Below are 15,992 nucleotides of genomic sequence, written 5' to 3'. Positions count from 1 at the left end.
AAAGATTTCTTGGCTGCCATGCTCTTTCGTTTCGGGGCCATCTCCGCGATAATCCGCCCTTCCAATCCATCTACTCTCCAGCGCGCCATGACCATCCGCCTGATCGTCGGCCTCGGCAACCCCGGCCCCGAATACGAGCAAACCCGCCACAACGCCGGCTTCTGGCTGGTGGATAACCTTGCCATCGGCCCGCTCCAGCGCGAGAGCCGCTTCAATGCGCTGGCGCAGAAGACGTCCATCGCCGGCAGCGAGGTATGGCTGCTGGAACCGCAGACGTACATGAACCGCTCCGGCCAGTCGGTCGGCGGCCTGGCGCGCTTCTTCAAGATCAATCCCGACGAAATCCTCGTCGTGCATGACGAACTGGACCTGCCGCCCGGCGTGGCCAAGCTGAAGAAGGGCGGCTCGTCCGGCGGCCACAACGGCCTGAAGGACATCACCGCCGCCCTCGGCACGCAGGATTACTGGCGCCTGCGCATCGGCATCGGCCACCCGCGCACGCTGAACCTCACGCAGAACGTGGCCGACTTCGTGCTGCACCGGCCGCGCCGCGAGGAACAGCTGCTGATCGACGAAGCGATCCGGAAAAGCCTGGACGTCATTCCCCTCGCCGTCGCCGGCAAGATGGCGCAGGCCACGATGGAGCTGCACAGCAGCTGATGGGCCGGCACCGCTGATGTTTCCTGGCGCCTGACATAAATTTCCAGAAATAAAAATCGCATAACGTTATTACCTGTACACATTTGCGACAAAAGCGGCACAACTGCACGATGGATTGTGCTGCGCACCATCGTTAAGATTCCCTCACTCGAAAGGGAGGCGCAAATGAACACACCATCTCGCGCAATGCCGTGCCAGGCGCACGGTTCCAGCCTCCCTCCAGCCCCGACCCAGGCCTGCCCGCGCGAGCAGACCCACCGGCAAGGGCGATAGCCAGTATCCCGGCCCGCGCCGGCAGCAACCAGAACCCCGACAGCAGGTATCGGCCACCGAGCGCGATGCCCATCATCCGGCAATGCCACGCGCATCGCCGCGGGGGCCCGTTTTTGCCTTTTTTCAAGGAGCATCCTTTGAACATCGTAGAACTCACCCACGTCGAAAAGGCGTACGGCAAGGACCAGGGCAGGGTTGTTGCACTGCACAAGCTCAGCCTCGAAGTGCATCCGGGCGAATTTGCCTGCGTGTGGGGCGCATCGGGCAGCGGCAAGTCCACGCTGCTCAACCTCATCGGCCTGCTGGACCGTGCCGACCTCGGCAGTGTGCACATCGATGGCACCGACTGCGCCACGCTCGATGACATGGCAGCGGCGAAATTCCGCAACGCCACCGTCGGCTTCGTGTTCCAGGGTTTCAACCTGGTACCGGTGCTGAGCGCGCTGGAAAACGTGATGATGCCGCTGCAGATCGCCGGCGTCGCTGCCGCCGAGGGCAAGGCCCGGGCGCTGCGCATGCTGGCCGACGTGGGGCTGGAACAGCAGGCCCGCAAGCGGCCGGACGAGATGAGCGGCGGCCAGCGCCAGCGCGTGGCCATCGCCCGGGCGCTCGTCAACGAACCGAAGCTGGTGCTGGCCGACGAACCCACCGCCAACCTCGATTCCGTCACCGCCGAATCCGTGATCGGCCTGATGCGCAGGCTGAACGAGGAGAAGGGCGTCACCTTCGTGTTCTCCACCCACGATGCGCGGCTGCTCGGCTATGCCAGCCGGCGGCTCGAACTGTCCGACGGCCGCATCGTCACCGATACCCGTACCGCCACCGAAAAGGCCGCATGATGGACATGATCACCCGCTTCAAGCTCGCCGCCCGCAACGCGGTCCGCAACCGCCGGCGCAGCATGGCCACGCTGGCCTCCGTCGTCATCGGCTTCGTCGCCCTGTCGCTGTTCGAGGGGTACTTCGTTTCCGTCTACAGTTCGCTGGAAGATGAAGTCATCGTCGGCGAACGCCTTGGCCACCTTACCGTGGGCAAGCCCGGCCTGTACGACAAGGGCGCCCAGGATCCGCGCCGCTATGCCTTCACCGAAAGCGAACTGGCCTCGGCCACGGCCCGGCTGGCGGCACTGCCCGGCGTCAAGCTGGTCAGCCCGCGCATCACGCTGTCGGGGCTGGTCAGCAACGGCGACACGTCGCGCATCTACATCGGCGAAGGCATGCGCGCCGAAGACATGTTCACGCTGCGCGGCGAAAAATATGCGAACCAGCCGGGCCTGCTCGATCCCCGGCGCACGCAGGGCGCCGTGTTCGGCCGGCGGCTGGCCGAATCGCTGGGCTTGAAAGCGGGCAGCGATGCCAGCCTGCTGGGCGGCACGCTGGACGGCATGGTCAACGCCGTCGGTGTCGAAATGCTGGAAGCCTCGGCCACCGGCAGCCTGGGCACGGACGACAAGTTCATCCTCACCTCGCTCGAGACCGCGCGCCGCCTGATGGCCTACGATGGCGCCGAACGCATCGTGCTGCTGCTGGAAGACGGCACCGACCTCGCCGCCGCCGCCGCCGCGGTGAAGGCCGCGCTGGCCATCGATGGCATCGCCGTCGAGGTGCGCGACTGGCGCACGCTGTCCGCCTACTACAACCAGGTGAAGAGCCTGTTCGACATGATGTACCTGTTCATCAGCGTCGTCGTCGCCATCGTCGTGCTGGCCAGCGTGTTCAACACGATGGGCATGACGATTACCGAGCGCACCCGCGAGATCGGCACGCTGCGCGCGCTGGGCATGCAGGTGCGCACGCTCGACAGCCTGTTCGTGCTGGAAGGCATGCTGATCGTGGCCATCGGCTGCGGCCTCGGCATCGCGATCACGGTGGCCGCCGGCTTCCTGATCAACGGCGCCGGCATCACCTACATGCCGCCGGACGCCGCCGCCGAAGTGCCGCTGGTCGTCAAGCTCGTCGCCGCCAACCTCGGCGGTTCCCTGTTCACGCTGGTCGTGCTGGCCGCCCTGGCCTCGTACCTGCCCGCCCGGCGCGCGTCGCGTCGCAACATCACCGGAGCACTATCCCATGTTTAACGCCAAACACCTGATGCGGCTGCTGCTCGCAGCCGCAGCCACCTTCAACGCACAGGCAGCGATTGCCGCGCCCGATCCCAACAAACTGCTCGAACAGAGCGACATGGCGCGCGGCGGCGGCCTGAAAGGCGTGCAGCTGAACAGCAGCGTCACCGAGATCCGCGACGGCCAGGCCGGCTCGGAACTGAAGCTGCAGATCCAGGCCGCCGCCGCCGACAGCCTGATCAGCTTCACGGAACCGCCGCGGGTGCGCGGCAACCGCATGCTGATGCAGGGCCGGAACATGTGGTTCGCCTCGCCGGACGTGCGCAAGCCGATCGCCATCTCGCCGCGCCAGCGCATGCTGGGCGAAGCGTCGAACGGCGACATCGCCACCACCAACTACAGCCGCGACTACGATGCCGCGCTGGCGGGCGAGGGCACCGTCGACGGCCGCGCCGTGTGGGTGCTGGACCTGAAGGCGAAATCGACGTCGGTGGCCTACGACCGCATCCGCTACTTCATCGACAAGGAAAGCGCGCTCGGCATCAAGGCCGAATACTTCGCCGTGTCCGGCAACGTGCTCAAGACGGCCCGTATCGAGTACGACAACCACGTGCGGCACAACGGCCAGACCGTGCGCTTCGTCAGCAGGATGGAAATCGCCGACGCGCTCGAACCATCGAAGCGCACCGTCCTCAAATACTGGGACGTCAAGGTCAACGACATTTCGTCGTCCACGCTCAGCCTGGCGAACCTGACGCGGAACTGATGCGCAACTGATGTACAACTGAGCGTATTCAGGCTCAACCCACCAACAACGAGGTCTTCCATGCGATCTGCTCTGGTAGTGCTGGCCACCCTGGCGGCCGGTACGGGGAACGTGTACGCCGGCGCGCCGGAATTCGGCGCCGACCTGGTGCTGTTCAGCTCCCTGTACGACGTGCGCGCCGACAGCAGTTACAACCCGGACAACCTGCTGGCAGGGCTGCCGCGCATGCAGCATGGCGCGCAAGCCCGGCTGCGCTGGCGCATGGAGGGCGAGTATGGCGTGCTGGCGATCGGCCCGCGCGTCACGTTCGGCAAGGCCACCGGCACCAACGCCGCCAGCGGCGACACGCGGGAGACCAAGGCCTATCTGCAGAATTGGCTGGTGGAGGGACGCCTCGGCAATGTCGACGTGTTCTACAGCCGCGAGCTGATGCTGTGGGGACCGTCGCAGTTCGCTTCGCCGTCGAACCCGTTCTTCACCGAGACGAACCAGGTGAACCCGTTCACGGAACTGCCGTCGCGCGATTTCGTCGGCGTCCGCTGGCGCATCGACGACCGCAACACCGTGGCGCTGGTGCGCAATGTCGACGAAGGCCGCGACCGGGAAGTGCTGCGCCCGTTCAAGCCCGAGACGGCGCTGCGGGCCGATCACGTGGGCGACGTGTTCGCCGTCGGCGCCGTGGCCTCGCACCGCGCCGGCCGCAACCAGTACGGCGCCTATGGCCAGTGGACCGTCAACGATGCCGTCATCGTGTACTTCGACGCCGCCACGTTCCGCGGTTCGCGCCGGCTGCTGGCCCTCGCACCGGGCGCCGCAAGCAACGGCACGCAGGACTGGCAGCTGGCAACGCGGGCCGACGACCGCAAGCGCCACTACGACGTGCTCGTCGGCGGTTCCTACACCTTCGAAGGCGGCAGCACCGTGAACCTGGAATACCGCCGCAATACGGAAGGCTACTCGGCGGCCGAGCGGGCGGCGCTCGATGCGTTCGCCGTCGCGCAGGCGGGCCGCTTCCGCGGCAGCGATCCCTTCGCCGCCGGCGCCGCGGCGGGGCAGCTGGGCGCCGTCGTGCAACCGTATGCCCGCACGTTCGGCCGCGACACCGTGTACATGCAGTACGTGAATCGCAGCATCGCGCCCGCCACCAGCCTGGTGGCACAGGTCAGCTATGGCCTGGGTTCCAGGGACGGCAGCACCACGATCGTGATTTCCCACGACCTGAACGACCGCATCAAGCTGGCCGCCAACCTGACGGTGCCGTTCGGCAGCCGCCATGGCGACACCCGCCGCTACCTGGACAGCGTGCTGTTCCTCGGCATGACGGCAAGTTTCTGACATCGACACTAAAACTATCAGGGGCAACCGATGAACACGCATGACGACTTCGCACCGCGCGACCTGGTGGACCTGCTGCAACAGCAGGCCGCCCGGCTGCCGGACTTCCCGGTCCTCACTTACCTGCGGGACGGCGAGGAAGCCGCCGCCACCGCCACCTTCGCAGATCTCGACAAGGAGGCGCGCGCCATCGCGCAGGCGCTGTCCGCCAGCACGCAGCCGGGCGACCGGGTGATGCTGCTGTACCTGCCGGGCATGGAATTCACCAGCGCCTATTTCGGGTGCCTGTACGCGGGCCGCATCGCGGTGCCGCTGCCGCCGCCACGGCCGGCGCGCCTGCAGCAGACACTGGAAAAGCTGCTGGCCATCGCCGCCTCGGCCGCGCCGCGCGCCGTGCTGACCACGCGCCTGCTGGCCGACAAGGCGGCCGAGTCGTTCGATGCGATGCCGGCGCTGCGCGACATGGCGTGGATCGCCAGCGAGGAAGTCGATACCGCCCGCGCGGCCGCCTGGCAGCGCCCGGACATCGATCCGCACGGCGTGGCCTTCCTGCAGTACACGTCCGGCTCCACCGCACTGCCGAAAGGCGTGATGCTGACCCATGCGAACCTGCTGGCCAACACCGGATACTTTGCCCGCGGCTGCGCGCATGGCGAAGATTCCAGCCTGCTGAACTGGCTGCCACCGTTCCACGACCTGGGCCTGATCTATGGCCTGCTCACGCCGATCCGGCTGGCGATCCGCGGCTACATCATGCCGAACGCCTCCTTCGTGCAGCAGCCGTCGCGCTGGGTACGCGCGATCAGCCGCCACCGCATCACGCACACGATGGGGCCGAACTTCGCCTTCGACCTCGCCATGAAAAGCGTGACCGCGGGCGAGCTGGCGGAACTGGACCTGTCGTGCTGGCAGGGCGCCCTGAACGGCGCCGAGCCCGTGCGGATGGAAACCATGCGCGCCTTCACGGAAAAATTCGCCCCCGCGGGCTTTCGCGCCGGCGTGTTCAACCCGAGCTGGGGCCTTGCCGAGGCCAGCTGCATCGTCACCGGCAGCCACCTGAAGGCGGCCGGCCAGGCGCCGAACGGCCTGTTCGTCGATGCCCGCGCGCTGGAACGCCACCGCGTCGAGCCGCGCCCGGGCGGGCCGGGCACCACGTGGCTGGCCTGCAGCGGCTACCCGATCGGCGATACGGAACTGGCCATCGTCGATCCGGCCACCCGCCTGCATTGCGCGGCCGACCGCGTGGGCGAGATCTGGGTGCGCAACGCCGCCGTCGGCGCGGGCTACTGGGAAAACCCGCAGCGCACCGAGGAAACGTTCGGCGGCACGCTGGCAAGTGATGCCGCGAGCGATGCCGCCAGCAGGTACGCCCGGCGCTGGATGCGCACCGGCGACCTGGGTTTCCTGCACGACGGGCAGGTCGTCATCGCCGGCCGCATGAAGGACGTGATCATCATCCGCGGCCGCAACCACTATCCGCAGGACATCGAACATACCGTCGACAGCGCGCACCCGCTGCTGCGCCCGGCCGGCGCGGCCGCGTTCGCGGTGCCGGTCGGCGGCGAGGAGCTGCTGTGCGTGGTGGCGGAAACCGACCGCCGCTTCAACCCCGAACGCGATACCGATGGAATGCTGACGGCCATCCGCCGCAGCATCGCCGACAGCCACGAGCTGAAGGTGGCCGGCATCGCCCTGATTCGCCAGGGCACGATCCCGAAGACCACCAGCGGCAAGGTGCAGCGCCGCGCCACGAGCGCGATGTTCCTGGACGGCACGCTGGAAGAAAAGGCCGGCTGGCGCAGCCCCGCGCTGCTGGCCGCGCAGGCATCTGCCGGCACCGAGGCAATGCCGGCACCCGCCGATGCCGCCGGTATCGAGACTTGGCTGCGCCACCGCGTGGCCGAGCTGGCCGGCCTGCCGGTCGAGGCGATCCGTGCCGAACGCGCGTTTGCCGACTGGGGCCTGGATTCGAACGATGCCGTGCGCCTGTCCGGCGAACTGGAACGCGAGTTCGCCATGCCCGGCCTGCCGACCACGCTGCTGTTCGACCATCCCACGCCGGCCGCCGTGGCGCGCCACCTGGCCGCCGCATTCGCCGACCCGTCGGCACCGGCGATGCCGGAGCAACCGGCGGCGCAGGAGGAGGCGCGGGACGATATCGTCGTCGTCGGCATGCATGGCCGCTTCCCCGGCGCGCCGGACCTGGCGGCGTTCTGGCAACTGCTGCACGAAGGCCGCCGCGCCGTCGGCATGCCGTCGGCCGCACGCCGCGCACTGGGTGCCGATGCCGATGCCGAGGCCGGCTGGCTGGACGATATCGATGGCTTCGATGCCTCGTTCTTCCACCTCGCCGCGCATGAAGCCGAACGGATGGACCCACGCCAGCGCCTGCTGCTGATGAGCGCCTGGCATGCGCTGGAAGCGGCGCGCATCCCGCGCGAACGGCTGGCCGGCAGCCGCACCGGCGTGTTCGTCGGCGTCAGCGGCCAGGAATACGGCCAGCGCGTGCTCGACGACGTGGCCGGCGGCCATGCCGCCACCGGTGGCGCCAACAGCATCGTCGCCAACCGGCTGTCGTATTTCCTCGACCTGCGCGGCCCCAGCGTGGCGATCGACACGGCATGTTCGTCGTCGCTGGTGGCACTGCACATGGCGTGGCGCAGCCTGCGGGATGGCGAATGCGATACCGCCATCGTCGCCGGCGTCAACCTGCTGCTCGACGAGCGGCTGTCGGCCACGCTGCGCCGTGCCGGCATGCTGTCGCCGAGCGGCGCGTGCCACAGCTTCGACGCGTCGGCCGATGGCTATGCGCGCGGCGAGGGCGTCGTTACCGTCGTGCTGCGCCGGCGCGACGCGGCCGGGGCGGATGGCAACCCTATCCTGGCCCGCATCGCCGGCAGCGCCGTCAACCAGGATGGCCGCAGCTTCGGGCTCACGGCACCGAACGGCAACGCCCAGCAGCAACTGCTGCGCGCCGCGCTGGATGCCGCCGGCATCGCGGGCGCGGCCGTGCAATACGTCGAAGCGCACGGCACCGGCACCGCGCTGGGCGACCCGATCGAATGGCATGCGCTGAACGCGGTCGTCGGCGCGGGCCGGGGCGATCGGGGTGGCGATCATGCCCCCTGCCTGGTCGGCACCGTGAAGGCCAATATCGGCCACCTGGAAGCGGCGGCCGGCCTGGCCGGTTTCGTGAAGGCCGTGCTGTGCCTGCGGCACCAGCAGGTGCCGCCCGTCGCCGGGCTGTCGCAGCCGAACCCCAGGCTCGAACGCGCCGAAGGCCGCCTGCAACTGGCCGATGGCACGGCGCCCGCCGCGCCGTTGCGCCACGTGGGCGTCACGTCGATGGGTTTTGGCGGCAGCAATGCGCACGTGATCCTCGAGCGCCATGAGAGCGTGGCGCCGGCGACGGCTGATTTTCCCACCGCGGTCCTGCCGGTCAGCGCGGAATCGGAACGGGCGCTGCGCTCGCTGTGCCACGCCTATGCGCGGCAATTGCGTGAAGATCCGGCAGCGCTGCATCGCCTGTCCCGTGCGGCCGCAGGAGGCCGCTCCGCACTGTCGCGCCGCGCCGTGGCCATCGGCACCGATGCGGCGGATCTCGCCGCGCAGCTGGAAGGCGCCGCCAGCCTGGCGCAGGGCGACGTGACGGGCCGCCCGGCGCCCCGCATCGCCTTCGTGTTCGGCGGGCAGGGCGCCCAGCAGGCCGCGATGGGCGCGGACTTGTACCGACACGTGCCGGCCTACCGCGAAGCGTTCGATGACGCCGCCGCCGCGTTCGCGCGGCACGGCCTGCCGACCTCGGACCACCTTGCGGGCCACCTCGCCGAACAACTTTACGGCAACGAACCGGTCGATAGTGAAATGCTGGCGCGGACCATGTTTGCCCAGCCCGCCCTGTTCGCCTGCGAATACGCGCTGGCACGCACGCTGATGGCCTGCGGCATCCAGCCGGCCGCCGCGTTCGGCCACAGCCTGGGCGAATACGTGGCGGCCTGCATCGCCGGCGCGCTCGACCTGGATGACGCGGCCCTGCTGGTGGCCACGCGTGCCCGGCTGATGAGCCGCTGCACGGGGGGCGCGATGCTGGCCGTCACGGGCCGCGCCGACCTGCTCGATACGTGGCTGGCGCACGTGCCGCCCGGTGTCGAGCTGGCGGCCGTCAACGCGCCCGGCGTGGTCACGCTGACCGGCCCGGCCGCGACCCTCGACACCGCGCGGGCCGCCGTGCTCGCGGCCGGCTTCACGGCGCAGCCGCTCCAGGTCGAAACGGCCTTCCACTCCGCCCTGATGGACCCGGTGCTCGGGGAATTCGGCCGCGTGGCAGCCGGCATCGGCTACCGCGTGCCCGTCATCCCGCTCTACGGCAACCTGCGCGGCACCCGCTTGCAGCAGGTCGACGGCGGCTACTGGGTCGATCACCTGCGCGGCACGGTGCGGTTCGCCGATTGCGTTGCCGCCGCCCAGGACGATGGTGCCGATGTGCTGCTGGAAATCGCGCCGCAGGCCGTGCTGGCGGGCCTGCTGCGACGCGGCGCCGCCCCGGACACCGACGTGGTGTCGTGCGTGCCCGGCACTGCGCTGCGCGGCATCCTCGCCGCGCTGGCCCGGCTGTATTGCATCGGCGCGCGGCCCGACTGGGTGGCGCTGGCCGGCAGGGATGCCGATCCCGCCATCGCGCTGCCGGCTTACCCGTTCGATCTCGCTTCCCACTGGATTTCACCTTCCGAGGCACCTGCCATGAATGCTCCCCATACGCCGGCCGCCGTTGCCGCTCCCACTACCCAGGCTGGCGCCGATGCCGCTGGCTGGCTGCGCGCCACGCTGGCCGAACTGCTGCGCTGCCCGGCCGATGCGGTAGACAACCGCCGCAGCTTCCTGGAAAGCGGCGCCGATTCGCTGGTGCTCACCGAGTTCGGCGGCCGCATCGAAACGCGCTTCGCCGTGAAGGTCGAGCTGCCCGCGCTGTTCGAAGGGCTCGACACGATCGACCGGCTGGCCGGGCACGTCGCGACGCATGCACCGGTGGTCATAGTGGAACCAACCGCACCGGTCCCCGCCGTCGCCCTTGCCGCCCCGATCGCCCCAGTCACCGCCGCGATCCCGGTCGCCGGCGGCATCGACAACCTGGCCCGCCTGTTCGAACAGCAGCTGGCCACGCTGCGCGACGTGATGGCCCTGCAGATGGCGCAGGCCGGCGGCAATGCGCCGCTTGCATCGACACCCGTGGCGCCTGCCATGCCGGTGGCCGCCATGCAGTTGCAACCGGCTGTCGTTTCCACATCTACTCCCGCATCTACTCCCGCATCAACTCCTTTCTTTGCGCCAGCGGCCCCCGCCGCGCCGGCCCTCGACAGCCGCAAGGCCGCCCATATCGACGAGCTGGCCCGCGCCTATACCGCGAAAACGGCCGGCTCGCGCGCCTACGCCGAGCAGCACCGCGCCGTGTTCGCCGATTACCGCAGCTCGCTGGGCTTCAAGCGCGCCACGAAGGAAATGATCTACCCGCTGGTCGTCGACCGCGGCGCCGGCAGCCACGTCACCGACATCGACGGCAACGACTACGTCGACCTCACGATGGCCTTCGGTTCCTGCCTGTTCGGCCACAACCCGCCGATGGTCGTCGACGCGTTGCGCAGGCAGCTGGTCGACGGCATCCAGGTGGGCCCGAAATCGCCGTTGTCCGGCCGGGCCGCCGCCCTGGTGGCGCGGCTGACCGGTGCCGAGCGCGTGGCGTTCGCCAACTCCGGCACCGAGGCCGTGATGACGGCGATCCGGCTGGCCCGCGCCGTTACCGGCCGCACGCGCATCATCCGCTTCACCGGCTCGTACCACGGCCATTCCGACGCCACACTGGCCAGCGCCGGCCGCGGCGGCATCGAAGGCCAGCCCGGCGCGCCCGGCGTGCCGGCGTCCAGCGCGCGCGAAGTGACGATGCTGGAGTGGGGCACCGAAGCGTCGCTGCAGAAAATCCGCGAACTGGCACCCGAAGCGGCGGCCATCATCGCCGAGCCGGTGCAGAGCCGCCGGCCCGGCCTGCAGCCCAAGGAGTTCCTGCACGAGCTGCGCCGCATCGCCGATGAAACGGGCTGCGCGCTGATGTTCGACGAGATGATCACCGGCTTCCGGCTGCATGCCGGTGGCGCCCAGGCCTGGTACGGCGTGCGGGCCGATATCGTCACGTATGGCAAGGTGGCCGGCGGCGGCATGCCGATCGGGGTCATCGCCGGCCGTGCGCGCTTCATGGATGCGATCGACGGCGGCGCCTGGCGCTACGGCGACGACTCCGCACCGCGCCAGCCGCACACGTTCTTCGCCGGCACGTTCTCGGCGCACCCGCTGACGATGGCGTCGTGCATCGCCGTGCTGGAACGCATCGAGGCGGAAGGCGAGGAGCTGTACCGCACGCTGAACGGGCGCACGGAGCGGCTGGCGGCGCGGCTGAACGCGCACTACGCCGCCGCCGGATTCCCGATCCACATCGACCATGCCGGCTCGCTGCTGCGGTTCGTGTTCTTCAATAATTTCAGCGTCGAGTTCCAGCCGATCGAGGCGAACCTGTTCTTCTATCACATGACCTTGCGCGGTGTGTACATCTGGGAAGGGCACACGTGTTTCCTGACCACCGCGCACGACGATGCCGACATCGAACGCATCGTGGCCGCCGCCATCGACAGCGCCAACGCGATGCGCGCCGGCGGTTTCTTCCCGGGCGGCGATGGCGGCGGACTGGTTGTCGATCGAGCCGCCATGGCACCGGAAGCGGCAACGCTCGCGCTGGACGATTTCGCGCTGGCCGCGTTTGCCGACGCCCTCGTCAGGCTGGGCTGGCGCGACGATGCGGCGGCCCCCGTGACGCCGGCCCATGCGAAGCTGCTGAACCGCATGCTGGAACACCTGGGCGCGCCCCGTGCCGATGCGCTGCGCCGGCTGGCCGCCACGCTGCCGCAGCGCCGCGCCGTACTGGCCGAGCGGCTGCCCCGGGCCATCGCCGCGCTTGCCGACCGCTGCGCGGTGGCGCTGCCGGACGTGCTGGCCGGCCGGCGCGAGGCGGTCGACGTGCTGTTCCGTGGCGAAGGCTTCGAATGGCTGGCGCGCCTGTATGCGGAAGCGCCGGGTGCGGCCGCCGCCAACGAAGGGCTGGTGCAGGCAGTGCTCGACTGCGAACGCGTCGCCGGCCGGCCACTGCGCATCCTTGAGGCGGGTGCCGGCACCGGCACCGTCGCGCGCCGCCTGCTGGCCAGGCTCGGCGCGCAATGCGACTACTGGTACACCGACGTCTCGCCCGCCTTCCTGGCTCGCGCCGAGCGCGAGTTGGCCGATGGCCGCGTCACGTACCGGCAGTTCGACCTCACCCGCGCCGCGGCGGAGCAGGGCATCGACGGCACGTTCGACGTGGTCCTAGCCGCCAATGTCGTCCACGTAACCCCCGACCTGGCGGCCACGCTGGCGAGGCTGGACGCGCTGCTGGACGACGGCGGCACGTTGCTTCTGCAGGAATGCACGCAGGCGCACGCGTGGCTCGACCTCGTGTTCGGCATCACCGAAGGCTGGTGGCAGCGCGACGATACGGACGTGCGCCCGGACCATGCGCTGATGCCCCCGGAGCGCTGGCTCGACCGCCTTGCCGCCGCCGGCTTCGCGCAGCCGGAAACGCTCGTTGTGGCGGCCGGCCAGGCCGTGCTGCGCGCACGGCCGGTACGCGACCTTGCGCTGCCCATGTCGGAAGCGCAGCGCCAGATCCTCGTACACCTGGAGCTGGGCGAGCAGATCGCGCCGGCCTACAACGAAGGCGCGCTGTATGCCGTGACGGGCGATCTCGATGCCGGCCTTCTGGCGCAGGCATGGAGCGCGGCGGTGGCACGCCACCCGCTGCTGCGCGCCCAGGTCGCCGAAGGGGGCGAACGCTTCGTGGTGCCGGCCGCTGCGGCCGTGGCCTTGCAGGTGGGCGCGCTTCAGCAGGTCGCGCTTCAACAGGTTGCGCTTCAACAGGTCGACTTTTCGATGCTCGGCGATGGCGCGAAAGGGCGCGCGCGTGACTGGATCGCCGTGCGCCAGCGCACCCCGCTCGATCCGCGCCGCGGCCCGCTGGCCGGCGCCTGGCTGCTGTGGCTGCCGTCGGGCGAAGCGTGGCTGTACCTGCTGGCGCACCACCTCGTCATCGACGGCATGTCGTTCGGCCGCCTGGCCGGCGAGCTGTGGGCGCTGTATGGGGCGCTGAAGGAAGGCGGCGTGGCGCCATTGAAACCGGTGCTGCCGGTCGACGCGGCTTGCAGCAAGCTCGACGAGATCGACCCGGCCGCCGCCGCCTACTGGCGCGAGCGGCTGGCGCAAGTGCCGCCGGCACCCGCGCTGCCGGTCGACCGACCGCATCCCGCAGTTCAGCGCTTCGAAGCGGGCCGCGTCACGCTGCAACTGCCGGCGGCCATGCTCGATGCCGTGCGCAGGCTCGGCGCCGCCGCCCAGGCCACGCCGTTCATGACGCTGAACGCCGCCTGGCGCCTGCTGCTGGCCCGGCTGAGCGGCGCCACCCGGTTCGTCATCGGTGTGCCGGTCTCCGTGCACCCGGCCGGCGCGGCCGAGTCGTACGTGGGCTTCGGCGTCAACGTGGTGCCGCTGACGGTCGCCGCGATGCCGGAGCAGCCGTTCACCGACTTCCTGCGCAGCGTGCGCACGGAAGTGGCCGATGCGCTGGCGCACCGCGCATTCCCGTTCGCCGACATGGTGCGCGCCGCCGGCCTGGAACGCGATCCGGCCCGGCCGGCGCTCGTGCAGGTGCTGTTCAACTGCGAAGCGCACGACGCATGGCAGGGAGCGGGCGTGGCGACGCGCACCATCGTGCCGCCCGCCACGCACACGAAGTACGAGCTCACGCTCGACGCGCTGCTGGCCACCGACGGCATCGAACTGGTGCTGACCTACTCGGCGGCACTGTTCGACGAAGCCACCGCGCAGACCATGCTGCGCCGCTATGCGCACCTGCTGGAGCGCATCGCCGCGGCGCCGCAACAGCCGCTGGCCGGCTTCGACGCGCTGCTGCCGGAAGAGCGCGAGGCGATCGCGGGGCAGCCGGCGGTGGCGATGAACGAGGGCTGCCTGCACCGCCTGTGTGAGGCTCAGGCCGCGCGCGACCCGGGCGCGGTGGCGTTGCGCTGCGGGGGCGAGACGATGACGTTCGGCGCACTCGATGCCCGCGCCAACCGGCTTGCCCATGCACTGCTGGCGCGTGGTGTCCGGCCCGAGGACCGCGTGGCCGTCTGCCTGCCACGCACGGCCGACCTGCCGGTGGCGCTGCTGGCCGTGCTGAAGGCCGGCGCGGCCTACGTGCCGGTCGACCCAACCTATCCGGCCGCATATGTCGACACGGTGCTGCGCCTGTCCGGCGCGGCGCTGGTGATCACGGCCGCCGGCACCGGCGACGTGGCGCTGGGCGCATGCCCGCGGTTCGTCCTCGACGACGGTGCGCTCGAAACGCATCCGGCGCATGCACCGGCGGTGGACGTCTCGCCGCACCAGCTGGCCTATGTGATCTTCACGTCCGGCTCCACCGGCGAACCGAAAGGGGTGGCGATCGAGCACCGCACCGTGTGCACATTCCTCGACTGGGCCGCCACCGAGTTCACGGCCGAGGAACGGACCGGCATGCTGGCCTCGACGTCGGTGTGCTTCGACCTGTCCGTCTTCGAGCTGTTCCTGCCGCTTGCCCACGGTGGCAGGATCGTCCTGGTCGACAACGTGCTGGCGCTGACGCAGGGCGGCGATGCCGACGACGCCCGGTTTGCCGACGTCACCCTGGTCAATACCGTGCCCAGTGCCGCCGCCGAGCTGGCCCGCGAGCAGTGCCTGCCGCCTGCCGTGCGGGTACTGAACCTGGCCGGCGAAGCGCTGCCGCAGGTGCTGGTCGACGGCGCGCGCGCCCTGTGGCCGCAGCTGACCGTCTGCAACCTGTACGGCCCGACCGAGGACACCACGTATTCCACGTGGCTGCGCCTGGCGCCGGGCGAGGAGGGCGCCGTGACGATCGGCCGCCCGCTGCCGGGTACCCGCCTGTATCTGCTGGACGAGGCGCTGCAGCCGGTGCCGGCCGGCGCGCAGGGTGAAATCTGCCTCGCCGGCAATGGCCTGGCGCGCGGCTACCTGGGCCGCCCCGGCATGACCGCCGAGCGCTTCATTCCCGATCCGCTGTCCGGCAGCGCCGGCAGCCGCATGTACCGCACGGGCGACCTGGGCCGGCTGCTGCCCGACGGCACCGTGGAATACCTGGGCCGCCGCGACGACCAGCTCAAGATCCGCGGCCATCGCGTGGAACTGGGCGCGATCGACGCGGCGCTGCGCGCCGTACCCGGCGTCGAGGCCGGCGCTGTCGTCGCGCATGGCGAACCGGCCCGGCTGGCCGCCTTCTACAGCGCGGGCAGCGACATGGAAGCGCCGCTGCGCGCCGCACTGGCCGAGCGCCTGCCGCGCTGGATGGTGCCGTCCGCGTTCCTCCGCCTGGCGCAACTGCCGCTGACGCCGAACGGCAAGACCGACCGCCGCGCACTGGCCGGGCTGGCGGCGGCGGGTGCCGGCGAACCGCAAACGCATGCCCGGCAGGCGCCCCGCAACGCCGTCGAGGAAGACCTGGCGCAGCGCTTTGCCGTGCACCTGGGCCTCGACCCTGAAGCGGTGGGCATCGACGGCGACTTCTTCGCGCTGGGCGGCCATTCGCTGCTGGCTACGCGGCTGCTGTTCGACGTGAACCAGCACTGGCACGCGGCGCTGCGCCTGTCCGACCTGATGACGCGGCCCACCGTGGCCGAACTGTCGCAAACGCTGCTGGCCGCGCTGGCCGATGGCATGGGCGACCTGCATGAACTGGTGGCCGAAGTGTCCGCCGACACCGCGCGGTAAGGAGAAGAG

At 70.1% G+C, this 15,992-nt stretch carries 6 protein-coding genes; all 6 read left to right on the top strand.

What is annotated here, in order from left to right:
* Positions 1 to 87: 87 nt before the first annotated feature.
* The 6 genes from pth (at position 88) to ACY65G_RS17630 (ending at position 15,983) form a co-directional block, all read left to right on the top strand.
* A complete protein-coding gene (gene pth / locus ACY65G_RS17655; protein WP_464998626.1) occupies positions 88 to 660 on the top strand; it encodes an aminoacyl-tRNA hydrolase in 573 nt (190 codons plus the stop codon).
* 410 nt (positions 661 to 1,070) lie between these two features.
* Complete coding sequence (locus ACY65G_RS17650; protein ID WP_464998625.1) at positions 1,071 to 1,772, top strand: ABC transporter ATP-binding protein; 702 nt, start codon at positions 1,071 to 1,073, stop codon at positions 1,770 to 1,772.
* On the top strand, positions 1,769 to 3,007 hold the full coding sequence (locus ACY65G_RS17645) for an ABC transporter permease (protein WP_464998624.1): 1,239 nt from the start codon (positions 1,769 to 1,771) through the stop codon (positions 3,005 to 3,007). The genes ACY65G_RS17650 and ACY65G_RS17645 overlap by 4 nt, the downstream gene beginning before the upstream one ends.
* Positions 3,000 to 3,758: an outer membrane lipoprotein-sorting protein gene (locus ACY65G_RS17640; protein ID WP_464998623.1), complete on the top strand. Its 759-nt coding sequence runs from the start codon at positions 3,000 to 3,002 to the stop codon at positions 3,756 to 3,758. The genes ACY65G_RS17645 and ACY65G_RS17640 overlap by 8 nt, the downstream gene beginning before the upstream one ends.
* Positions 3,759 to 3,818: 60 nt before the next feature.
* Complete coding sequence (locus ACY65G_RS17635) at positions 3,819 to 5,093, top strand: hypothetical protein (RefSeq protein ID WP_464998622.1); 1,275 nt, start codon at positions 3,819 to 3,821, stop codon at positions 5,091 to 5,093.
* Between the two features lie 30 nt (positions 5,094 to 5,123).
* Positions 5,124 to 15,983: an amino acid adenylation domain-containing protein gene (locus ACY65G_RS17630; RefSeq protein ID WP_464998621.1), complete on the top strand. Its 10,860-nt coding sequence runs from the start codon at positions 5,124 to 5,126 to the stop codon at positions 15,981 to 15,983.
* Positions 15,984 to 15,992: the final 9 nt, after the last annotated feature.

The sequence above is a fragment of the Pseudoduganella sp. jia 12 genome, assembly GCF_055502675.1.
This window is presented reverse-complemented; position numbering and strand designations above follow the sequence as displayed.

Bases quoted from the DNA above. Each gene is read 5' to 3' on its own strand.
- ACY65G_RS17635 (WP_464998622.1), top strand. From the start codon at position 3,819: ATGCGATCTGCTCTGGTAGTGCTGGCCACCCTGGCGGCCGGTACGGGG.
- ACY65G_RS17630 (WP_464998621.1), top strand. From the start codon at position 5,124: ATGAACACGCATGACGACTTCGCACCGCGCGACCTGGTGGACCTGCTG.
- ACY65G_RS17640 (WP_464998623.1), top strand. From the start codon at position 3,000: ATGTTTAACGCCAAACACCTGATGCGGCTGCTGCTCGCAGCCGCAGCC.
- ACY65G_RS17645 (WP_464998624.1), top strand. From the start codon at position 1,769: ATGATGGACATGATCACCCGCTTCAAGCTCGCCGCCCGCAACGCGGTC.
- pth (WP_464998626.1), top strand. From the start codon at position 88: ATGACCATCCGCCTGATCGTCGGCCTCGGCAACCCCGGCCCCGAATAC.